At 60.8% G+C, this 21,929-nt stretch carries 24 protein-coding genes; 16 read left to right on the forward strand and 8 right to left on the reverse strand.

Features of this window, described 5'->3' with window-relative positions:
• The 3 genes from rsxC to rsxA form a co-directional block, all read right to left on the reverse strand.
• Nucleotides 1–1,794: electron transport complex subunit RsxC (gene rsxC, locus N8H22_RS15455; RefSeq protein WP_264591397.1), on the reverse strand; the 1,794-nt coding region annotated here is incomplete at its 3' end.
• Nucleotides 1,791–2,366: an electron transport complex subunit RsxB gene (gene rsxB / locus N8H22_RS15460; protein WP_264591398.1), complete on the reverse strand. Its 576-nt coding sequence runs from the start codon at nucleotides 2,364–2,366 to the stop codon at nucleotides 1,791–1,793. The genes rsxB and rsxC, both read right to left, overlap by 4 nt.
• Entirely contained in the window at nucleotides 2,363–2,947 is a 585-nt protein-coding gene (rsxA, locus tag N8H22_RS15465; protein WP_264591399.1) for an electron transport complex subunit RsxA, read from the reverse strand. The genes rsxB and rsxA overlap by 4 nt, the downstream gene beginning before the upstream one ends.
• Before the next feature lie 216 nt (nucleotides 2,948–3,163).
• Here rsxA and N8H22_RS15470 point away from each other — a divergent pair, with 216 nt between their 5' ends.
• Nucleotides 3,164–3,544, forward strand: a complete 381-nt coding sequence (locus tag N8H22_RS15470; RefSeq protein ID WP_264591400.1) for a hypothetical protein — start codon at nucleotides 3,164–3,166, stop codon at nucleotides 3,542–3,544.
• Between the two features lie 19 nt (nucleotides 3,545–3,563).
• On the opposite strand, the gene N8H22_RS15475 is transcribed toward N8H22_RS15470, so the two are convergent.
• Nucleotides 3,564–4,382, reverse strand: coding sequence for an enoyl-CoA hydratase (locus tag N8H22_RS15475; RefSeq protein WP_264591401.1), 819 nt, complete (start codon nucleotides 4,380–4,382; stop codon nucleotides 3,564–3,566).
• A gap of 139 nt (nucleotides 4,383–4,521) precedes the next feature.
• Nucleotides 4,522–5,766, reverse strand: a complete 1,245-nt coding sequence (locus N8H22_RS15480; RefSeq protein WP_264591402.1) for an ABC transporter substrate-binding protein — start codon at nucleotides 5,764–5,766, stop codon at nucleotides 4,522–4,524.
• A gap of 245 nt (nucleotides 5,767–6,011) precedes the next feature.
• On the opposite strand from N8H22_RS15480, the gene ung reads away from it, so the two are divergent.
• Nucleotides 6,012–6,707 (forward strand): uracil-DNA glycosylase, encoded by a 696-nt coding sequence (gene ung / locus N8H22_RS15485; protein ID WP_264591403.1) that lies wholly within the window; start codon nucleotides 6,012–6,014, stop codon nucleotides 6,705–6,707.
• 51 nt (nucleotides 6,708–6,758) lie between these two features.
• Here the strand turns inward: ung and N8H22_RS15490 are convergent, their stop codons facing one another.
• Both N8H22_RS15490 and N8H22_RS15495 read right to left on the reverse strand, forming a co-directional pair.
• A complete protein-coding gene (locus tag N8H22_RS15490) occupies nucleotides 6,759–7,595 on the reverse strand; it encodes an HDOD domain-containing protein (RefSeq protein ID WP_264591404.1) in 837 nt (278 codons plus the stop codon).
• Nucleotides 7,596–7,692: 97 nt separating this feature from the next.
• Nucleotides 7,693–8,640, reverse strand: a complete 948-nt coding sequence (locus tag N8H22_RS15495) for a folate-binding protein YgfZ (RefSeq protein ID WP_264591405.1) — start codon at nucleotides 8,638–8,640, stop codon at nucleotides 7,693–7,695.
• 161 nt (nucleotides 8,641–8,801) lie between these two features.
• On the opposite strand from N8H22_RS15495, the gene N8H22_RS15500 reads away from it, so the two are divergent.
• Entirely contained in the window at nucleotides 8,802–9,056 is a 255-nt protein-coding gene (locus N8H22_RS15500) for a succinate dehydrogenase assembly factor 2 (protein ID WP_264591406.1), read from the forward strand.
• Nucleotides 9,040–9,492: a protein YgfX gene (locus tag N8H22_RS15505; protein ID WP_264591407.1), complete on the forward strand. Its 453-nt coding sequence runs from the start codon at nucleotides 9,040–9,042 to the stop codon at nucleotides 9,490–9,492. Before N8H22_RS15500 ends, N8H22_RS15505 begins: the two co-directional genes overlap by 17 nt.
• Here N8H22_RS15505 and nadB read toward each other — a convergent pair.
• Entirely contained in the window at nucleotides 9,461–11,077 is a 1,617-nt protein-coding gene (nadB, locus tag N8H22_RS15510; protein ID WP_264591408.1) for an L-aspartate oxidase, read from the reverse strand. The genes N8H22_RS15505 and nadB overlap by 32 nt on opposite strands.
• A gap of 351 nt (nucleotides 11,078–11,428) precedes the next feature.
• On the opposite strand from nadB, the gene rpoE reads away from it, so the two are divergent.
• From rpoE to pdxJ, 12 genes are all read left to right on the forward strand, one after another.
• Entirely contained in the window at nucleotides 11,429–12,010 is a 582-nt protein-coding gene (gene rpoE, locus N8H22_RS15515) for an RNA polymerase sigma factor RpoE (RefSeq protein WP_008566789.1), read from the forward strand.
• Nucleotides 12,011–12,041: 31 nt separating this feature from the next.
• Nucleotides 12,042–12,638 carry an RseA family anti-sigma factor gene (locus N8H22_RS15520; protein WP_264591409.1) on the forward strand — a complete coding sequence of 199 codons (597 nt, stop codon included), beginning with the start codon at nucleotides 12,042–12,044 and terminating at the stop codon, nucleotides 12,636–12,638.
• 15 nt (nucleotides 12,639–12,653) lie between these two features.
• The gene (locus N8H22_RS15525; protein WP_264591410.1) at nucleotides 12,654–13,592 is read left to right on the forward strand and encodes a MucB/RseB C-terminal domain-containing protein; all 939 of its coding nucleotides are present in this window, start codon (nucleotides 12,654–12,656) and stop codon (nucleotides 13,590–13,592) included.
• Nucleotides 13,589–14,044: a SoxR reducing system RseC family protein gene (locus tag N8H22_RS15530; RefSeq protein ID WP_264591411.1), complete on the forward strand. Its 456-nt coding sequence runs from the start codon at nucleotides 13,589–13,591 to the stop codon at nucleotides 14,042–14,044. Before N8H22_RS15525 ends, N8H22_RS15530 begins: the two co-directional genes overlap by 4 nt.
• Before the next feature lie 31 nt (nucleotides 14,045–14,075).
• Entirely contained in the window at nucleotides 14,076–15,491 is a 1,416-nt protein-coding gene (locus N8H22_RS15535; protein WP_264591460.1) for a DegQ family serine endoprotease, read from the forward strand.
• A gap of 189 nt (nucleotides 15,492–15,680) precedes the next feature.
• The gene (gene lepA, locus N8H22_RS15540) at nucleotides 15,681–17,480 is read left to right on the forward strand and encodes a translation elongation factor 4 (protein ID WP_264591412.1); all 1,800 of its coding nucleotides are present in this window, start codon (nucleotides 15,681–15,683) and stop codon (nucleotides 17,478–17,480) included.
• A gap of 1 nt (nucleotide 17,481) precedes the next feature.
• Entirely contained in the window at nucleotides 17,482–18,336 is an 855-nt protein-coding gene (gene lepB, locus N8H22_RS15545) for a signal peptidase I (protein WP_264591413.1), read from the forward strand.
• Nucleotides 18,337–18,426: 90 nt separating this feature from the next.
• On the forward strand, nucleotides 18,427–18,804 hold the full coding sequence (locus N8H22_RS15550; protein WP_264591414.1) for a DUF4845 domain-containing protein: 378 nt from the start codon (nucleotides 18,427–18,429) through the stop codon (nucleotides 18,802–18,804).
• A complete protein-coding gene (gene rnc / locus N8H22_RS15555; protein ID WP_264591415.1) occupies nucleotides 18,801–19,490 on the forward strand; it encodes a ribonuclease III in 690 nt (229 codons plus the stop codon). The genes N8H22_RS15550 and rnc overlap by 4 nt, the downstream gene beginning before the upstream one ends.
• Nucleotides 19,483–20,394: a GTPase Era gene (gene era, locus N8H22_RS15560; RefSeq protein ID WP_264591416.1), complete on the forward strand. Its 912-nt coding sequence runs from the start codon at nucleotides 19,483–19,485 to the stop codon at nucleotides 20,392–20,394. Before rnc ends, era begins: the two co-directional genes overlap by 8 nt.
• 48 nt (nucleotides 20,395–20,442) lie before the next feature.
• On the forward strand, nucleotides 20,443–21,132 hold the full coding sequence (recO, locus tag N8H22_RS15565) for a DNA repair protein RecO (RefSeq protein WP_264591417.1): 690 nt from the start codon (nucleotides 20,443–20,445) through the stop codon (nucleotides 21,130–21,132).
• On the forward strand, nucleotides 21,125–21,871 hold the full coding sequence (pdxJ, locus tag N8H22_RS15570) for a pyridoxine 5'-phosphate synthase (RefSeq protein ID WP_264591418.1): 747 nt from the start codon (nucleotides 21,125–21,127) through the stop codon (nucleotides 21,869–21,871). The genes recO and pdxJ overlap by 8 nt, the downstream gene beginning before the upstream one ends.
• Nucleotides 21,872–21,929 lie beyond the last annotated feature (58 nt).

Consider the following 21,929-nt stretch of genomic DNA (forward strand, 5'->3'; position numbering starts at 1 on the left):
CTTCTCCAGCTTGCGAATCTGCGCCTTGAGCATGGCCGCTTCGATCTTGGCCTTTTTCAGCGCCTCATCGCCGGCGGGCTTGGCGGCCGCGGTGGGGACCGTGACAGCATCCAGCGCCTGCTGTGCAGCGCGCGCGGCGCTGCGCAGTTCAGCGACCTGTGCCTCCAGTTCGGGTGTTGCATGGGCGGCCAGCTGCTTCTCGGCTTTCTTCAGCGCGACCTGCGCCATGCTCGCCTCGATCTTAAGGCGTTTCTGTTCGTCGGTCAGGGCGCCGGCTTTCTGCGCCTGCACACGGGCGACGGGATCGTCCTCCACAGGCGAGGCGGCGGATTGCGCCTGAGCGGCTTTGGCTCGTGCGGCCTTGTCGGCGCGCGCCTTGCGCTCAGCTTCCTTCTGCTCCTCGGCGCGGCGCAGGCGCTCCTGGCGCAGTTCGAAGCGCTGCTTGGAATGTTCGGCTTTCTGCTGCTTCTGCTCCAACTCGCGAATCTCGCCCTTGGCTGCGCGGTAGTACTGCACCAGCGGGATGCTCGATGGGCAGACGTAGGCGCAGGCACCACATTCGATGCAGTCGAACAGATGGTGAGCCTTGAGCTGCTGATGTTCCTGCCCGATCGCAAAGAAGTGCAACTGCTGAGGCAGCAGACTGACCGGGCAGACCTCGGCGCATTCGCCGCAGCGGATGCAGGGCAACGCGGGTGGTGGTGGCGGAAGTTCTTCAAGGGTGCTGGCGAGCAGGCAGTTGGTGGTCTTGATCACCGGCACGTCAAGCGATGGCAGGGTGAAACCCATCATCGGGCCGCCCATGATCAGGCGATTGAGCCTGTTCTGCTCTAGTCCGGCGAAGGCCAGCAGTTCGCCCACCGGCGTGCCGATCAGCACCTCGACGTTCATCGGCTGCACCAATGCTTCGCCAGTGAGGGTGGTGATCCGCGAGATCAGCGGCTTGCCGAGCAACACCGCGTCGTGGATGGCGACGCAAGTGCCGACGTTCTGGCAGAGCATGCCGATATCCGCTGGCAGACCGCCACCGGGCACTTCTTCACCGGTGAGGATCTGGATCAGCTGCTTTTCGCCCCCGGAGGGGTACTTGGTCGGAAAGACCTTGAGCACGAAGGGGCGCTCACCGATGGCTGTGCGCACCGCAGCGATGGCCTCGGGCTTGTTGTCCTCGATGCCGATCAACACTTCCTGCGGCTGGATCAGGTGCGCGAGGATCTCGATGCCGGCCACGAGTTCGGCAGCCTTCTCGCGCATCAGCAGGTCGTCGGCGGTGATGTAGGGCTCGCACTCGGTGCCGTTGATGATCAGCGTGCGGATACTTTGCGTCGGCGGTGGGGTCAGCTTGACCGCAGTGGGAAAGCCGGCACCGCCGAGACCGCTGATGCCGGCCTGGCGAATCAGCTCGAGCAGGGCAGGGCGCTCCAGAGTACGGTAATCCGGGTGGGACTCAAGCTCGATCCAACGGTCTTCGCCATCGCTGTCGATCACGATCGCATTGGCGAGCATGCCCGATACATGCGGGTAAGGCTGCGGGCCGATGAAGCTGACCACGCCGGAGGTCGGCGCGTGCAGTGGCGCGCTGACGAAACCGCTGGCGACCGCTATCTGCTGGCCCTTGAGCACGCGCTCTCCCTGCTGCACGCAGGGTTCGGCCGGAGCGCCCAGATGCTGTGCCAATGGCAGGATCAGACGCTTTGGCAGCGGCGCCGGCTGAGTCGGCGTGCGGTTGGACAGGTCCTTGTGCTCCGGCGGATGGATGCCGCCGTGGATGTCCCAGATTTTCAACGCGGTCATGCGGCCTGCTCCCGGTCAGTCGCGATCAGCTGGCCGGGAGCCAGCGGCCGATTCCACTTCCAGCTCTGTAGGTTGCTGCCGACTTCGATCATGTCGATGCAATCCACTGGGCAGGGCTCGACGCAGAGGTCGCAGCCGGTGCATTCGGAGATGATGACGGTGTGCATCTGGCGAGCAGCGCCGACAATCGCATCCACCGGGCACGCCTGGATGCATTTGGTGCAGCCAATGCATTCGGCCTCGCGAATGTAGGCGACCATCTGCGGCTTCTCGCCGCCTTCGGCGTCCAATGGCTCCGGTTCGACGTCGAGCAGGTCCGCCAGAGCCTGGATCGTTGCCTCCCCACCGGGTGGGCATTTGTTGATCTTGTCACCACCGGCAATCGCTTCGGCGTAGGGCTTGCAGCCGGGATAGCCGCACTGGCCGCACTGGGTTTGCGGCAGCAGGGCATTGATCTGTTCAGCGATGGGGTCGCCTTCGACGCGAAAGCGCACCGCGGCAAAACCGAGTATCGCACCGCAGACCAGGCAGATGACCAGCAACGCCAGCACTGCGATGACTACCAGACTCATAGCTTGATCAGCCCGGTGAAGCCCATGAACGCCAGAGACATCAGCCCGGCGGTGATCATGCCGATGGCTGCACCCTGAAACGATTTCGGCACATCGGCGATGGCGATACGCTCGCGCATGGCGGCGAACAGCACCAACACCAGCGAGAAACCAAGCCCGGCGGCAAAGCCATTGGCGGTAGCGGTGATGAAGGTGAACTCGCTCTTGTTGGCGTTGAGCAGCGCGACGCCGAGCACGATGCAGTTGGTGGTGATCAGTGGCAGGAAGATCCCCAGTACGCGGTAGAGCAGCGGACTGGTCTTGTTGACCACCATTTCAGTGAACTGCACTACCACCGCGATGACCAGGATGAAGCTGATGGTGCGCAGGAACTCTAGATCCAGCGGCTTGAGTACGTATTGCTGCACTAGGTAGCTGCACATTGCGGCCAGGGTGAGGACGAAGGTAGTGGCCAGGGACAGGCCGATGGCCGTCTCGATCTTCTTCGAGACGCCCATGAACGGGCACAGGCCGAGGAACTGTACCAGTACGAAATTGTTGACCAGGATGGCGCTAACCATGATCAGGGCGAGTTCGGTCATCGGAGGTTCCGTCGCGCTCTGCGGGAGCCATGAGGCTAAAGGGCGGCTATTATCGGGAAGCGGCCGCGGGCATACAAGCTGCGACCGGCGGTCGCGGCCGAGTGACATGAATTGTAATGCATCGTTCGCCGATCAATAGTGCTGGCCGGCGACGGCGGTGGTCCAACCAGAACGGGTGCGTCACAGGTTGCACCTTTCCGGTTTCGGAGGTGACAGATGAACATTCGCTCCTTGCTGGTTCTTTTGTTTCTGGGGTTTGGTCTGAGCGGGCCGGTGCAAGCTGATCGGCGAGGCGGGGTGTGGGTCTACCAGCCGGACGCGCCGATGTATCGCAGCGAGATACGGGCGTATCGCTACGATCCGCGTAGTCCCTATTCGCATTACCCGCGCCATCAGTCGAACCTGCCTCCGCGCTATCAGGGGCAGTTGCCGCCGCGGTATTACGAGCGCCACTGGGGGGGCGAGCGGCCCTCTTACTGGCAGGAGCGGCGACCAACCCATCGTTATCAGCGCCCGCCCGTGGTGCGCGATGGGCGAGATTATCGACTGCTGCAACGGCATGATCGCCGCGAGCGTTATCGCTACGATCGCTATTGATTCGCGGCGTGCTGTGCGCTCAGCGGTTGCGCCAGCGAGGATCGCGTTTCTCGAGGAATGCGTTGACCCCCTCTAACGTATCGTCTGCCTCGAACAGTTGAACGAACGCCTCACGCTCGGCAGCGGCGAAGGTGTCCGGCAGGCGGCTGCGCGCACCATTGATCAGCGGCTTGATCGCACGTACTGCAACCGGGCTTTGACGCGCGATACGTGAGGCCAACAGCAAGGCGTGCCCACGAGATTCGCCGGGCTCGGCGATCTGCTCAATCAAGCCGATGCGCAGCGCCGTGTCGGCGTTGATGCGTTCGCCGCACAGAATCATGCGCTTGGCCCAACCTTCTCCAACCAGCCAGGCCAGCGCCTGAGTGCCGCCGGCACAGGGCAGCAGGCCGACGCCGGCTTCTGGCAGACCAAGTTGCGCCTGCTGCTCGGCGATACGGATATCGCAGGCCAGCGCACATTCGAGGCCGCCACCCAGGGCGAAGCCGTTGATTGCGGCGATGGACACGCCGCGGAAATCGCGCAGCGCTTCGAACGCCTCGCCGAAGCGGCGGGCCATTTCGCGGGCGCGCTGGCGGTCACCGTCGGCAAACAGCTTCAGGTCGGCCCCCGCGCTGAAGAACTTTGCTCCCTGACCAGTGATGACCAGCGCGTAGATATCGTCGTCGTGGTTGAGATGCTCGAGCACTTGCTTGAGACCGATCAGTGATTCTCGGTCCCAGGTGTTGGCGGGGGGATGGTTGATGGTGATGAGGGCGGTGTGGCCGTGTTTCTCTACGGTCAGCTTGTGGGTCAGGTCGAAGACGCCTGACTGATACGGTTCAAGTGCTGTGCTCATGCGGTCCTTCCTCGGCAAGGCCTCTACCGTGGGGCGGAGGCTGCGGTTGCTACTTGTGGGGTAAGGCAGCGAGGAAGGAGGGCAGTTCTACTTGAAGCTGTGGCTTGAGACGGCCCGCTTTCTCGGCGGGCCGTCTCTGTTACTGCAATGCGATCGCTTGTCCTGCCCCACGCCGTTCTTCCTGCCATTGGGCAAGTGTAGGCGCTGCCTGGTCACCGCCGAGACGGTGGACGATCTCGAAGTAGTCCTGCTTGAAACGATCTTTCAGCACTTCCTCGCGAGGCTTCACGCGCACGGCGTAGACCGTCTGGACGTTCTGATGATCGAAGCTGCGCCAGTACTGCTCGTCTTTGAGCAGTTTGTAACGATGGTTCTCCAGTGCGGCGATCACCTGTTCACTGGAAATGCTTCTGGCGCGCATAGCGGCGTCAGCCCACTGATAGACGATGCTGTAGGCGGATGCTGCGGAGCTGGACGGATGTGTCTGGTAGCGTTCGCCGAAATTCTTGACGAACGCTTGGCCGCGCTCCGAGCCTTCCAGCTCCGGAACTCGCCACGTCCAAGGTTCGGTACCAAGCACGCCGCGCATGATGTCAGGACCGGCGAGTTCGACCATGCCTTGGGTCAGGTTGGGAACGGCGATCTGCATCTTCTTGTTCAGTCCTAGCTCATCGGCAATGCGCATGGCACGGACCATGTCTTCGCCGAACAGCACCAGCACCAGTACCTCGGCGTCAGTGCTCGCAGCCTGCTGCAGGGCTTTGCGGTAGTCGGACAGGCGTGCGCCCGGGAATGCGGTTTTCACACCCGGATGCTTGTTCTGATCAGTGGTAGCTGTGGCCTGGCGGAGGGAACTCTCGCTGGTGTGGCCCCAGGTATAGTCCGACGTGATGTAGAAATAGCGTTTGCCCGGCATGTTCTCGTTCAGGTACTGCCCGAGGACTTGAGCACTCATCCAAGCATTGTTGCATTCGCGGAACATGTAGCGATGTCCGTGCTTGCCGGTAGTGTCATTGGAATAGGTCAGCGTGCCGAAGTACAACAGGCCGCGTTCCTTGGCGCGCTTACTGGCGGCGATGGCCACTGCGCTGGAGACGCCACCGAAGAGCATCGCAACGCCTTCGTCGGCCATCTTGTCGACGTTGGCTACGGCTTTCTCGGGGCGTGACGCCGTGTTGCGGCTGGTCAGTTCCAGCGGGCGACCGAGCACGCCGCCGCGGGCATTGATCTCGTCGATCGCCAGCAGCGCGCCGCGCATCTGGGCGAGCCCTTCTTCCTTGTAGCTACCGGTGCGTGGGTAATTAAGGCCTAGGGTGATGGGGTCCGCGGCTTGGGCCGCAACACAGAGACCCAGTCCCAGCGCCAAGAGGGATAAGCGTTTCATTGCAGGATCCTTGCTGTTGCTTTTGTTATAGGTTTACTGGCAGTCCGCTTTTTTACTCCGCGGCGGGCGACTCGTCATCTGTTTCTCTCCTGGCGCCGTTTGATGTGCTGTGTGAATGTGACGCAGCCGTCATTTTTTGGGGCGTTGGCTTGCCAGTCGTCTGCCCGATAGTTGCATTCGGAGATGCATTGACAAGCCGAAACGGCTTTTCTACGGTGCGGCCGCTTGGCCATTCAGGAATTCCCATGACGCAAGATGATCGTATCCGGCTTGAGCCGGGCTGGAAGGAGGCGTTGCGAGAGGAGTTCGAGCAGCCTTACATGCGCGAGCTGTCGGCTTTTCTCCGTCGCGAAAAGGCGGCGGGCAAGGTGATCTATCCGCCGGGACCGCTGATCTTCAACGCGCTGAACTCGACGCCCCTGGAGCGGGTCAAGGTGGTCATTCTCGGGCAGGATCCTTATCACGGCCCAGGCCAGGCTCATGGTCTGTGCTTTTCGGTCCAGCCGGGCGTCATGCCGCCGCCGTCGCTGCAGAACATCTTCAAGGAGCTCAAACGCGATCTGAATCTGGACCCGCCCGGGCATGGCTTTTTGCAGCGCTGGGCTGATCAGGGCGTGCTGATGCTCAACACTTCGCTGACCGTGGAACAGGGTATTGCCGGCTCGCACGCCAAGGCAGGGTGGCAACGCTTCACTGACCGGGTTATCGAGGTGGTGAACGAGCGGCGTCCGCATCTGGTGTTCATGCTCTGGGGCGCCCACGCGCAGAGCAAGGCACGGCTGATCGATCCGACGCGACACCTGATGCTGAAGTCGGCTCACCCGTCGCCGCTCTCGGCGCATCGGGGCTTTTTGGGTAATGGACACTTCAGTCGTGCCAATCAGTTTCTGAAGCAGCATGGCATGGATGCAGTCGACTGGCGGTTGCCAGCCCTTGGCTAAGCGCCCATGCAGGCGCTTGCCGATCGAAACGGTGACACGAAATCCGCAGTTCTACTGAAGCATGGTCATGGCGGCGTCCATGGCTGCCGACAGATCCTCATCTTCATGCAGCAATGTGCTCGGATCGAGGCCCAGCTTGGCGAATGCCGGAATCTGACTCCAGTCCAGCTGCGTATACGGGTGATTGGTACCGAGGTGGCTTTGTAGCGTGGCGACCTGCACGATGTCGACGTAGTCGACTGCCGGCGAGTTGCGCGTAAAGTCGGTGTAGTGAGCCGCCACCGCAACGATCGGGTCGCGGAAGTCCCACGTGCGCAGGATCTTCTCGCCGATGAGTGGGTGAATCTTGTCGATCACGTGGTTGAGACTGATGGAGTCCGCCATGAGCTCGCCGTGTTCTTCGGCGTAGGTCAGGATCGGCAGTATGCCGATCTGGTGCACGAGGCCCGCCAAGGTTGCCTGGTCGGGCATCAGGCGCGTGTAGTGCCGACAGAGCACATGGCTGATAGCGGCCACTTCGGTGCTCTTCGTCCAGACTTCGCGCATCTTGCGATCCACCACGTCAGTAGTGGCCTGGAACATCTGCTCCATCGCCAAACCGGTGGCGAGGTTGCAGGTGTAATTGATTCCCAGGCGGCTGATGGCCATCTGCAGATCGGTGATCTCGCGATTGGTGCGTAGCAGCGGGCTGTTGACCACCTTGATGATGCGGGCGGTCAGTGCAGCGTCGTTGCCGAGCACTTTGCTCAATGCCTGAATGCTGATGTCCGGATCTTCCGCAGCTTCGCGAACGCGCAGTGCAACTTCCGGCAGCGTTGGGAGAATCAGCTCATCGTTCTCGATGGCGAGGGTTAGTTCGCGCTGAACTTTTTCGGCGAGGGTGCTCATGCGATTCCTTCAGTTGTGAGTGCCGCGGCAGGGTACGGCTCGATGGCCAGCGGCAGCATGCCTGCACTGGCTTCATTGGTGTTCTTTTATACGAACTTCAGCGCTGGATTTCCTGGTCGGCGTTCAAGGTATAGGGAAGTTCGAGCAGGGTAAGCGGGATGCCGTCCGGTGATCCGAGAAATATGCGTCCATCGGCGGCAGCATCTTCTTGCAGTACCGCGAGTAGCTCCATGCCGTCGTCGCTAGGCGCAGCCAAGACTACCTCGCCGACGCTCGATCCATGAACCGGCGAAAAAAGCTCGACGCCAGCAGCCGGAAGCTCGCTTTGCGCACCTTCGGCAGCGAGCCGATGCAGCCTGCGCTTAAGCTTGCCGAGGTACTGCATGCGAGCGACGATTTCCTGGCCGGTGTAGCAGCCTTTTTTAAAACTGACGCCACCTAGCGCCTGCAGATTGATCATTTGCGGAATGAATAGCTCGCGGGTAGTGCCGAAAACCTGGCCAATGCCAGCACGCACCTGATCGAGCAGCCAGCGGTTGAGTGGGGCTTCGGCAAGCTGTGCGCACAGGCGTAGGCGGGTCTGTTTCGCATCCTGCGCCTTGGCCCAGAGCTCGGCGCGTCCATCACTCAGTCGAATGGCGATCAGTCCGTTGCTGCGTACTATCTGGTCGGCAGTCTGCGGCAGGTCGAGACCGAGGCTGACCAGCGTGCCGTCCCCGCCGGCCAGTCCGAAGCGACACCATTCCTCGGTTTCGTCGCTCAGGCGCGACTTGGAGAACACGGCGTATTTGCCAAGATCAGCCAGCTGCGGCTGCAGTAGTTCGCTAGCCATGGCCAAAAGCAGGCCGTCGCTCTCCGTGAGGATGCGGAAACTGGATTGCATCCGGCCCTTCGGCGTGCAGCGCGCACCGAGGCTGGAGGTCTCGTTGTTGAGGTAATTGAGGTTGCAGGTCAGTTGTCCCTGCAGGAACTTGCTGGCGTCCGGGCCGCGTACGGCGAGGATGCCTTCATGCGACAGGACGCAAAAATAGGCAGTGTCGGTCATGATCGGTCGTCGTGAGAAATCCGGACGGCCATCATAGCAGGCGCCTGGGAAAAGGCAGCTGGCCGGCACAAGGTGCATGCTGGTGAATCGGAATGTGTCGGGCGTGCTGTCAGCGGGCGGCTGCCGCTATAATGCCGTCCCCCTACGAAGGAGCCCGTGGCATGGTCGATCAATCTGAACTCAACCGCCTGTTCTGGCAGAGCCGGCGCGGCATGCTCGAGCTGGACGTGCTACTGGTACCCTTCGTCAAGGAGGTCTATCCAGGCCTGGATGAAGAGGATCAGCGGCGCTATCGCAAGCTGCTGAGCTGTGAAGATCAGGATATGTTCGGCTGGTTCATGCAACGTGGCGAGCCCGAGGACGAGGATTTGCGCCGCATGGTTCGCATGATCCTCGATCGTGTCCAGCCGCAATAGTACTTTCGAGTGTCGCTGGCAGGCCTCGCGCCTGCTGCTGGGCCTCTATCTGCTTGTGCAGTCTCTGGCGCTGACGGCCGTTGTGCTGTCGGCTGCGCCATTGGCGGTCAAGATCTGCCTGGTTGTCCTGTGTTTCGCTCATGCGGCGTGGGTCGTACCGCGCTCCATCCTATTTTGCAGTGCGGCGGCGTGGCGAGGCCTGCGTCATGATGACGGTGGCTGGAGCCTGTGGTCGCAACGCGGGGGCTGGCAGCCGATCCAGCTGCGGCCGGACAGTATGGCGCTGCCGTTTGCCGTCGTGCTGCGCTTCCGTCTGCCGGGGCGGTGCGCCACGCGAGGGCTTTGCATCCCTCGCGATGCATTATCGGTCGCGCAGCATCGGCGCTTACGGGTGCGGTTGAGGTTCAGTCGGAATAGGTGGGCGGCACCAGAATAGTATCGACTGCTGTCGGCAGTTGCTCGGGATAGTCCAGCGTGTAGTGCAGGCCTCTGCTCTCCTTGCGTTCCATCGCTGAGCGAATCATCAGATCTGCTACCAGCGCCAGATTGCGCAGTTCGAGCAGGTCACGACTCACCCGGTAATTGCTGTAAAACTCGTCGATCTCGCTGAGCAGCAGGCGCACGCGATGCTGGGCACGCATCAGACGCTTGTTGGTGCGGACGATGCCGACGTAGTCCCACATGAAGCGCCGCAGTTCATCCCAGTTGTGCGCAATGATGACGTCCTCGTCGGAGTCCGTTACCTGGCTGGCATCCCAGGCTGGCAGGTTGCTGGGCAAACCGACCTCAGGTAATTGACGGATCATGTCCTCGGCCGCGGACCGCCCATAGACGAAGCATTCGAGCAGAGAGTTGCTCGCCATGCGGTTCGCACCGTGAAGACCGGTAAAGCTGGTTTCCCCGATCGCGTACAGGCCTGGGATATCGGTGCGGCCGTGCTGATCGACAACCACGCCACCGCAGGTGTAATGGGCGGCCGGAACGACCGGTATGGGTTGTTGGGTGATGTCGATGCCGAACGCCAGGCAGCGCTCGTAGACCGTCGGAAAATGACCTCGGATGAACTCTGCCGGCTTGTGGCTGATGTCGAGATAGACGCAGTCGATACCCAGCCGTTTCATCTCATGGTCGATTGCCCGGGCGACGATATCGCGCGGAGCCAGCTCTTCGCGGGGATCGAAGCGCGGCATGAAGCGCTCGCCATTAGGGAGTTTCAGCAGAGCGCCTTCGCCTCGCAATGCCTCGGTTATCAGAAAACTCTTGGCTTGCGGATGGTACAGGCATGTCGGGTGGAATTGATTGAATTCAAGGTTGCCTACCCGACAGCCGGCGCGCCAGGCCATGGCTATGCCATCCCCGCAGGCACTGTCTGGATTGCTGGTATACAAGTAGACCTTGGCGGCGCCACCGGTTGCCAGCGCGACGAAGCGGGCCTGGAACGTGTCCACTTCGCCGGTGTTGCGGTTGAGAATATAGGCGCCGAGGCAGCGCTTGCCGGGGAGGCCAAGCTTACGTTCGGTTATCAGGTCCACCGCGACACGTTGCTGCAGCAATTCGATGTTGTCTTTGGCCTGCGCGCGCGCGAGCAAGGTGTTGAATATGGCGGCGCCAGTGGCATCTGCTGCGTGAATAATCCGCCTATGGCTGTGGCCACCTTCACGTGTCAAATGAAACTCAAAGCCGCCATCCTCGCGATTCGGTGTGTCGTCGCGGGTAAAGGGGACGCCTTGTTCGATGAGCCACTTAATGGCGTCGCGGCTATGCTCGACGGTAAAGCGTACGGCTTCTTGGCTACATAGGCCGCCACCGGCGACCAGCGTGTCGGCGACATGCGATTCCACGGTGTCGGCATTGTCGAGGACTGCGGCAACACCACCCTGCGCCCAGTAGGTCGAGCCGTTGGCGAGGTCGCCTTTGCTAAGGACCGCGATCCGCAGATGGTCGGGCAGATTCAGCGCCAGGGTTAGGCCGGCGGCGCCGCTGCCAATGACTAATACGTCGTATTGATAATGTTGGCTCATGTCGAGTTCCGCGGAGAAATCGTTCCGTAGTATATAGAGAGGTCGTTGCGGCAAAACAGCGTCGATGGAGATATGTCGCTGAGCACGTGGAACTTTTTTTGCAGGTACAGACTCAATAGACAGTTGTGAATGCAGCCCGGACTCCCCATTGTGTGGCGGTCCGGTTTTGCTATGGACACCAGGGCGGCGTCGACAGCGAATTCGATGGTGACGCTGCGGTGCAATCGCCGTCAGGTATTGCAGGATAGCTTGCTAGGAAGGGGGAGAACTTTTGCGTAAAGCCCGGGTCTATTCTGGCAGGTCGGTTTGCTGGCGTGAGCGATACCCCTTCGGCGATGCGGAGGTGGTTTTATGCTGACCCAGGAGCAGGACCAGCAGCTGGTTGAGCGAGTGCAGCGTGGAGACAAGCGAGCTTTCGATCTTCTAGTGTTGAAGTATCAGCACAAGATCCTTGGTTTGATCGTGCGCTTCGTGCACGACTCCCATGAGGCGCAGGATGTCGCGCAAGAGGCGTTCATCAAGGCTTATCGTGCACTGGCCAATTTTCGCGGAGACAGCGCGTTCTATACATGGCTGTACCGCATCGCCATCAATACGGCGAAAAATCATCTGGTGGCGCGCGGCAGGCGTCCGCCAGACAGTGATGTGAGCTCGGAGGATGCCGAGTTTTATGAGGGTGATCATGCTCTCAAGGATATCGAGTCGCCTGAGCGATCCCTTCTCAGGGATGAGATCGAAGACACGGTACATCGGACCATTCAACTTCTTCCGGAAGATTTGCGTACCGCTCTAACGTTGCGTGAATTTGATGGTCTTAGTTATGAGGATATTGCGAGCGTCATGCAGTGTCCGGTAGGTACGGTGCGTTCTCGGATTTTCCGGGCGCGCGAAGCTATAGATAAAGCGTTGCAACCCTTGTTGCATGAGTCCTGAGACAGCGGCGACAGCCAAGAGAGGAACCGCCATGAGTCGTGAAGCCCTGCATGAATCGCTGTCCGCGGTGATGGATAACGAAGCGGACGAGTTGGAATTACGTCGTGTACTCGCCGCTGGCGACGATAGCGAGATGCGATCGACTTGGTCGCGTTATCAAATCGCCCGCGCCGCAATGCATAAGGAACTGATCGAACCGCGCCTGGATATTGCTGCGGCAGTATCTGCTGCGCTGGCTGACGAGGCTACGCCGGTCAAGCCGCAAGGTTCTCCGTGGCGTGGATTAGGACGCCTGGCTGTGGCTGCTTCGGTGACGGTCGCGGTTCTGGCGGGTGTTCGCCTGTACAATCAAAACGAAGCCGCTGGTCCGCAGATGGCCCAGCAGGTGCCCCAGCCCGCGCTGAGTGTTCCGCAGGCGGGCCAGGGGCCGGCAGTTCTGGCTGGCTATAGCGAAGGGCAGAAGGGTGAAGTGTCGGCCCAGACTGCCGCTGCTACGGCTCCGGTGGAGCGCTGGCATGAAGAACGGCTGCCATCCTATGTGCGTCAGCACGCTCAGCAGGCGGCTTTTGGGAGCGGATCTGAAGGCGCACTTCCGTATGCGCGGGCCGCGAGCATGGAAGAACGTTAATCGTTAGGGAGAAGCATGCGCGTATTACCGCTGTGTGTGGTGTTCGGAGGCTGGCTGGCGATGCCGGCCTTCGCTGCTGATGCCGAATCGTGGATGAATGATCTTGCTCAGGCGGAGCGAACTCAGAGCTATGCCGGCACTTTCGTCTACGAGCGCAATGGTAGTTTTTCCAGTCATGCGATCTGGCAGCGGGTCGACGACGGTCATATCCATGAGCGCCTGCTGCAGCTGGATGGTGCTGCTGCAGAAGTGGTTCGGCTCGATGGGCAGGTGCAATGCGCGAGCGACGGCCTGGCGGCCCAGATAAAACAGCGCCGAACCTGGGATGACAGGCATATCGATGTGCAGGCGCTCTCCGAGTGGTACGAGTTTCGCGTCATTGGCGACTCTCGAATCGCCGGCCGGGCGGCGGTTGCCTTGGGCGTGCTGGCTAAGGATCAGCACCGCTACAGTTTTGAACTCCATGTCGACCGCGACACCGCATTGCCGCTCAAGTCACTGATGCTCAGCGATAGCGGACAGTTGCTCGAGCGTTTTCAGTTCACCCAGTTGCTGCCTGGCGCGGTCGATGCGCAGTTGGTGCAACCCGGTTCGACCTGTAAGGCGGTTACGCTCGAGCCGGCAGCCACAAGCAAGCCCAGTACGGCGTGGCGCTCCGATTGGCTTCCTCCCGGTTTCGAGCTGCAGGATGCCGACGTGCGTCCCAGTCCGGCCTCCAAGGAATCGGTGTCCTGGCTGTCCTTCAGTGACGGTCTGGCGAGTTTCTCGGTCTTCCTCGAGCCTCTTCGGGGAGCTGTCGTAACTGATGCTCGCAGCCAGATGGGACCCACTGTTTCGGTATCCAAACGCATCAGTACGCCGGACGGCGACGTTATGGTCACTGTCGTTGGCGAGGTTCCGCTCGGAACGGCTGAGCGAGTGGCCTTGTCGATGCGTTCGGCCGTGCAGCAATGATCGAAGAGCACGGTCGCGTCGTTGCTGTGGAGGCGGGCGCAGTGTGGGTTGAGACGCAGCGCACCAGTACTTGCTCGGGCTGTGTTGCGAAAAACGGCTGCGGACAGGGTCTGATGGATCGTCTGGGTGTTCATGAGCGCCGCGGCTTGGTCCGGGCGCTGTCGCGGTTGAATCTACAGGTCGGTGATGTTGTCGTGCTGGGGATTCAGGAGCGCGTATTGCTGCGTGGTGCAATCCTTGTCTATCTTTTCCCGCTGCTCATGCTGCTGGCGGCCTCGTTGGTGGCGGCCCAGTTTTCGCTAAGCGAACCTTGGGTTGTGGTCGCCGGGCTGGGTGGGTTTCTCTCGTCCTGGTTGATCGTGCGTTTGCGGAGTCGGCGCACGGTGCATGATCCGGGGCTGCAGCCAGTGGTGCTACGAGCCTTGCTCGCGGGACCATCCTGCGCGCAGTGAGTTTTTTGTTCGTTAGTGGGGGCTAGTGTTCATGTTTAATCGAAACAGCTGTTTCGCTTTTTTGGCGGGGCTGGCTTTGCTGGGGCAGGCGGTAGTCGCGCAGGCGGCATTGCCTGATTTCACACCATTGGTCGAGAGTGCTTCTCCGGCGGTGGTCAATATCAGCACCAAGCAAAAAGTACCGGCTCGCGGGGCTTCCGCGCAGATACCTGATTTAGAAGGGCTGCCGCCTATCTTTCGCGAGTTCTTCGAGCGCAGCATCCCGCAGATGCCAAGTGATCCGGGGCGAAGTCAGCAGCGGGAGGCGCAATCGCTCGGCTCGGGCTTCATCATTTCCGATGATGGCTACGTGCTCACCAATAACCACGTAGTGGCCGGTGCCGACGAGATCATCGTGCGCCTGCCTGATCGCAGTGAGTTGGAGGCCAAGCTGGTCGGTGCGGACCCGCGTACGGATGTCGCGGTGCTGAAGGTCGAGGGCAAAGGCCTGCCGACCGTCAAGTTGGGCGACTCCAGCGCGCTCAAGGTCGGTGAGTGGGTGCTGGCGATCGGTTCTCCGTTCGGCTTCGACCATACCGTGACAGCCGGCATCGTCAGCGCCACTGGGCGGAGCCTGCCGAATGAAAGCTACGTGCCTTTCATTCAGACCGACGTTGCGATCAATCCGGGTAATTCGGGCGGCCCGTTGTTTAACCTCCAAGGCGAGGTTGTAGGGATTAATTCCCAGATATTCACCCGTTCTGGCGGCTTCATGGGGCTTTCCTTCGCCATTCCGATCGACGTGGCGATGGATGTCGCCTCTCAGTTACGTACTGACGGTAAGGTGAGTCGTGGTTGGCTGGGCGTGGTCATTCAGGAAGTGAACAAGGACCTGGCCGAGTCGTTCGGTCTGGAGCGTCCAGCGGGAGCGCTAGTGGCGCAGGTCATGGATGGTGGTCCTGCGGCCAAGGGCGGCCTGCGGGTAGGTGATGTGATCCTGAGCCTGAATGGCAAACCCATCGTCATGTCGGCCGATCTGCCGCATTTGGTCGGCGCGCTGAAGCCAGGCAGCACCGCCGCGATGGAAGTCGTGCGTGAAGGTGAGCGCCGTGAACTCAAGGTCCGCATTGGTGCGCTGCCCGAGGAAGGTGATGAAATCGCGGCTGCCGGGAGTGGTCCCGAGCAGAGTGATAATCGACTGGGCGTAAAGGTGTCCGAGCTGACGGCGGAACAGCGCGCCAGCCTGGATCTGCAGGGCGGTGTGGTGATCACTGAGATCCTTAATGGGCCTGCGGCGATGATCGGTCTGCGTCCAGGCGACGTAATCACGCATCTGAACAACCAGGCGATCGATTCGGCCAAGACCTTCAGTCGCGTCGCCGCCCAGTTGCCGAAGAATCGCTCAGTGTCGATGCGAGTGCTGCGCCAGGGGCGTGCGAGTTTCATTACGTTCAAACTCGCGGAATGACGTGCGACGGGTGCTGGCGGTACTTGGAAAGGGCGGTTGAGACCGCCCTTTTCGTGTCCGGTTGATCAGCTTCCGAGGTCGAAGTCTGGCAGACGCCTGAGGCGCGTGGCGCTCGGATAGGCGATCAGTTACACTTCGCGGCTATTTTCGGCAGGCAGTCGGCCTGCGACATTTTTCGAGTGTTTAGCTGTGAGTGACCTGAGTCATATCCGCAATTTTTCCATCATCGCCCACATTGACCATGGCAAGTCGACTCTGGCGGACCGGTTCATTCAGATGTGTGGGGGCCTGAGCGAGCGAGAAATGGAGGCTCAGGTACTGGATTCGATGGACCTCGAGCGCGAGCGGGGCATCACCATCAAGGCCCACAGCGTCACCCTCTATTACACGGCCCAAGATGGCAAAACCTACCAGCTGAACTTCATCGATACGCCCGGCCACGTTGACTTCACCTACGAAGTCAGTCGTTCACTGGCGGCCTGCGAGGGTGCATTGCTGGTGGTCGATGCCGGACAAGGCGTGGAGGCGCAATCGGTCGCCAACTGTTACACCGCCATCGAGCAGGGGCTGGAAGTCATGCCGGTCCTGAACAAGATGGACCTGCCACAGGCCGAGCCGGAGCGGGTAAAGGACGAGATCGAGCACATCATCGGCATTGACGCGACCGATGCGGTTGCCTGCAGTGCCAAGAGCGGTATGGGTGTGGTCGATGTGCTGGAGCGCCTGGTCAAGGTTATTCCGCCACCGCAGGGTGAGATCGATGCGCCGCTGCAGGCATTGATCATCGATTCCTGGTTCGACAACTACCTGGGGGTTGTCTCCCTGGTACGAGTACGCCAGGGGCGGATCAAGAAAGGCGACAAGGTGCTGGTGAAGTCCACCGGCAAGGTTCACCAGGTCGACAGCGTCGGCGTGTTCACGCCCAAACACACGGCTACGGCCGATCTCAAGGCGGGCGAGGTGGGTTTCATCATCGCCGGCATCAAGGACATCCACGGCGCGCCGGTAGGCGATACCCTGACGCTGTCCAGTACGCCCGATGTGGAAATGCTGCCCGGCTTCAAACGCATCAAACCGCAGGTGTACGCCGGTCTGTTTCCGGTCAGCTCCGACGATTTCGAGGATTTCCGCGAAGCGCTGCAGAAGCTCACGCTGAACGATGCTGCGCTGCAGTATGAGCCGGAAAGCTCCGAAGCCTTGGGCTTCGGTTTCCGTATTGGCTTCCTCGGTATGCTGCACATGGAGATCATCCAGGAGCGTCTCGAGCGCGAATACAACCTGGATCTGATCACCACTGCACCGACGGTGGTCTACGAACTGGTGCTGAAGAATCGCGAGACTATCTACGTCGACAATCCGTCCAAGCTACCGGATCTGTCGTACATCGAGGATATGCGCGAGCCCATCGTGCAGGCCAACATCCTCGTGCCGCAGGATCATCTCGGCAACGTCATTACGCTCTGTATCGAGAAGCGCGGCGTGCAGCGTGACATGCAGTTCCTCGGCTCTCAGGTACAGGTGCGCTACGACCTGCCGATGAGCGAGGTGGTGCTGGATTTCTTCGACCGTTTGAAATCGGTCAGCCGTGGCTATGCTTCGCTGGACTACAGCTTCGAGCGGTTCCAGTCGGCGAATCTGGTCAAGCTGGACGTGCTGATCAACGGCGAAAAAGTCGATGCCTTGGCTCTCATCGTGCACCGTGACAATGCCCACTACAAAGGGCGTCAGCTAACCGAGAAAATGAAGGAACTGATCCCGCGGCAGATGTTCGACGTGGCGATCCAGGCGGCCATCGGCGGACAGATCGTCGCACGGACCACGGTCAAAGCATTGCGTAAGAACGTTCTGGCCAAGTGCTACGGTGGTGACGTAAGCCGTAAGCGCAAGCTGCTGGAGAAGCAAAAAGCGGGCAAGAAACGCATGAAGCAGGTCGGTAGTGTGGAGATTCCACAGGAGGCCTTCCTGGCGGTACTGAAGGTAGATAGCTGATATGTCGATCAATTTTCCGCTGTTGCTGGTCCTTGCGGTGATTGTCTGTGGACTGCTGGCCCTGAGTGATCTGCTGTTCTTCGCACCTCGGCGCCGGGCTGCCATCGCCAGCTATGAAGGACGCAATGGGGACATCGATTCGGCCACGCTCGAGGCGCTCAGTCGCGAGCCTGTATTAATCGAATATGGCAAGTCGTTCTTTCCGGTTCTTGCTATCGTCCTGGTACTGCGGTCCTTCCTCGTCGAGCCGTTTCAGATCCCTTCCGGATCGATGAAGCCGACCTTGGAAGTCGGCGACTTCATTCTGGTCAACAAGTTTGCCTACGGTATCCGCCTGCCGGTGATCGACACAAAAATCATCGAGGTGAGCGATCCACTGCGTGGTGACGTCATGGTGTTCCGCTATCCCAGCGATCCGAACATCAATTACATCAAACGGGTGGTCGGCTTGCCGGGCGACGTGGTGCGTTACAGCAGTGAGCGGCGCTTGTTCGTCAATGATCAGCCAGTGGCTGAAACTCTGATCGGCGATGAGCCGGGCAGTCTGGGCAGTGCCAAGCTGTATCGGGAGAAGCTGGGCGAGGTGGAGCACCTGATCCGTAAGGAGATGGGGCGTTACCGGATCGAGCCCAACCGTCAGTGGGTCGTGCCGCAAGGGCACTATTTCATGATGGGCGACAATCGCGATAACTCCAACGACAGCCGTTACTGGCAGGACGAGGCTATCCCGGCGGAGTTGGCCGGCATGGTTCCGGACCGGAACATCGTTGGCAAGGCATTCGCGGTGTGGATGAGCTGGCCTGATCCGAAACTCAGCAATCTGCCGCACTTCTCCCGCGTGGGGCTGATTCACTAAGCTGTGAATTGCGGCCCCCGCGCCAACAGTGCGGCTGGTTATATTTGTTTTGCCCCGATCGGTGGGTATTGCAACGACATAGAGGTCGACATGAGTTTTGCGCGTTCGCAAAAAGGGCTGTCCATGCTGAGCTGGATCATGGTGTTGGCAGTTGTGGCGTTTTTAGCCAGCGCCGGGTTCAAGATGTTCCCGCATTACTTCGATTACATGTCCATGGACAAGATCATCCTGTCCGTGGATACCGACGAAGCGCTAGAGATCCGAAGTGTCGGAGAGTTCTATAGTCATGTCAGCAGAGGGATGCAGGTCAACGGCATCCAGGACATCGACCTGAAGGAAGCGCTCAAGGTCGAGATTCAGAATAACGAGTTCAGGGCGCACCTGAAGTACGAAAAACGCGAGCCGCTGATCCGTAATCTCGATCTGGTGGCGAACTTCGACAAAGAATACCGCCTAAGGATGCCGTGAGCACTTCGTTAGCCCGTCTCGAGCGTAAGCTCGGTTACCACTTCAAGGACCAAGAGCTGATGCTCCTGGCTCTGACCCATCGCAGCTACGCCGGACGCAACAATGAGCGCCTGGAGTTTCTCGGCGATGCGATTCTCAACTTCATTGCCGGTGAAGCGCTGTTCACCCACTTCCCCCAGGCGCGCGAGGGTCAGCTTTCTCGGCTGCGCGCACGTCTGGTGAAAGGTGAAACGCTGGCGGTCCTGGCCCGTGGATTCGAACTCGGTGACTACCTGCGACTGGGCTCTGGCGAGCTCAAGAGTGGTGGTTTCCGCCGTGACTCCATCCTCGCGGACACCCTCGAGGCGCTGATCGGTGCCATCTACCTCGATGCCGGCATGGAAACGGCGCGTGACCGTGTATTGGCGTGGCTGGCCAATGAGTTGCAGGGGCTGACGCTGGTCGATACCAACAAGGATCCGAAGACGCGCTTGCAGGAATTCCTGCAGTCGCGTGCCTGTGAGCTGCCGCGCTACGAGGTGGTGGATATCCAGGGCGAGCCGCATTGCCGGACTTTCTACGTCGAATGTCAGGTGGCCTTGCTCAACGAGAAAACACACGGGCAAGGCGCCAGCCGCCGAATTGCCGAACAGGTTGCCGCGGCAGCCGCATTGATCGCCCTGGGCGTGGAGAACGGACATGACTGACGAAAAACTACAGCCCGACGACGTCAGCCGTTGCGGTTATGTCGCGATCGTCGGACGACCGAATGTTGGCAAGTCGACCCTGCTCAATCACATCCTCGGACAGAAACTGGCGATCACCTCGCGCAAGCCGCAGACTACCCGCCACAACATGCTCGGCATCAAGACCGAGGGCAGCGTGCAGGCGGTCTACGTCGATACACCCGGGTTGCACAAGAACGGCGAGACGGCGCTCAATCGCTACATGAACCGTACTGCGGCTTCGGCGTTGAAAGATGTTGACGTGGTGATCTTCGTCGTCGACCGCACGCGTTGGACCGATGAAGACCAGGCCGTGCTCGAGCGTGTGCAGTACGTCACCGGGCCGCTGATCGTCGCGGTGAACAAGACCGACCGCATCGAAGACAAAGCCGAGTTGCTGCCGCATCTGCGCTGGCTGGCCGAGCAGCTGCCGAATGCGGAGATCGTGCCGATTTCCGCGCAGCACGGGCAGAATCTGGAAACCCTGGAACAATTGGTGGCCGAGCGCCTGCCCGAGGGCGAGCATTTCTTCCCGGAAGACCAGATCACCGACCGCAGCAGCCGCTTCCTCGCCGCCGAGCTGGTGCGCGAGAAGATCATGCGTCAGCTCGGCGCCGAGGTGCCGTACCAGATCACCGTGGAGATCGAGGACTTCAAGCAGGAAGGCCATGTGTTGCACATCCATGCGCTGATCCTGGTCGAGCGCGACGGGCAGAAGAAGATCATCATCGGCGACAAGGGCGAGCGCATCAAACGCATCGGCCAGGAAGCGCGCAAGGACATGGAGGTGCTGTTCGACTCCAAGGTCATGCTGCATCTGTGGGTCAAGGTGAAAGGTGGCTGGTCCGACGATGAGCGTGCGCTGCATTCGCTGGGTTACCAGTAAGCGCCGACTCGCAATCAACGGTGCGCGTCGCGCACCTTCTGGGCTGCCATGCACCAACCTGCGTTCGTTCTGCACAGTCGTCCCTACAAGGAAAGCAGCGCGCTGGTCGACCTGTTCACCCCACAGGGGCGGTTGCGCGCAGTCATGCGTGCGGCGCGCGGCAAGGCCGGCAGCCTGATTCGTCCGTTCGTGTCGCTGGAGGTGGAGCTGCGCGGCAAGTCCGAGCTCAAGACTGTGGCGCGCCTCGAGAGCGCTGGCCCGTCACACTGGCTCGATGGTCAGGCGCTGTTCAGCGGCATGTACCTCAACGAATTGCTGATCCGCCTGCTGCCAGCCGAGGATGCGCACCCCGCGCTGTTCGATCATTACGTTGCGACGCTCTCAGCCCTGGCTGCGCACCGACCGCTAGAGCCACTGTTGCGTGCCTTCGAATGGCGGCTACTCAGCGACTTGGGCTATGGTTTCGCCCTCGATACCGATATCGCCGGTTTGCCAGTCGACGCCGGTCGGCTGTACCGACTCTTGCCCGATGCCGGCCTCGAGCCGGCCGAGACGTTCCAGCCTGGGTTATTCAATGGTGCGGAGCTGCTCGCAATGGCTGACGCCGATTGGCAGGTGTCGGGCGCGTTGGCGGCGGCCAAGCGGCTGATGCGCCAGGCACTGGCACCCCATCTGGGCGGCCGGCCGCTGGTCAGCCGCGAATTGTTCATGAACCTGAAGGAGCCTCCGCGTGACTGAAGCCAATCGAATCCTGCTCGGCGTCAACGTCGATCATGTCGCCACCTTGCGGCAGGCCCGCGGCACCCGTTATCCGGACCCTGTGAAGGCCGCGCTGGATGCCGAAGAGGCGGGGGCAGACGGTATCACCGTACATCTGCGCGAAGATCGCCGGCATATCCAGGAGCGCGACGTGCTGATGATGAAGGACGCCCTGCAGACTCGGATGAACTTCGAGATGGGCGTCACCGAAGCGATGCTTGCATTCGCAGAGCAGCTGCGTCCCGAGCACGTCTGCCTGGTCCCGGAAACGCGGCAGGAGCTCACCACCGAGGGTGGCCTGGATGTGGCCGGACAGGAAGCGCGCATCCGTGCGGCGGTCGAGCGGCTTGCAGCCTGCGGTTCCGAGGTCTCGCTGTTCATCGATGCCGACCCGCGGCAGATCGAGGCGGCGGCGCGAATTGGTGCGCCGGCGATTGAGCTGCACACCGGACGCTACGCCGATGCCCACAGCGTCGCCGAGCGCGCCTGCGAGCTGGCGCGTATCCGCGATGGCGTCGAGGCTGGCTTGAGCCACGGGCTGATCGTCAATGCCGGGCATGGCCTGCATTACCACAACGCCGAGGCCATCGCCGCCATCCGCGGCGTCAACGAGCTGAACATTGGCCATGCCATCGTCGCCCATGCGCTGTTCGTCGGTTTCAAGCAGGCAGTCAAGGAGATGAAGCACCTGATTCTCAGCGCAGCGGCGCGGGGTTGAGGCGGGGCTTTCGTCATTGCACGCGATGAGTTGTCCGGGGGAAAAGGCTTCGCGTTTT

The sequence above is a fragment of the Stutzerimonas sp. S1 genome, from assembly GCF_025966695.1.
Taxonomy (GTDB): domain Bacteria; phylum Pseudomonadota; class Gammaproteobacteria; order Pseudomonadales; family Pseudomonadaceae; genus Stutzerimonas.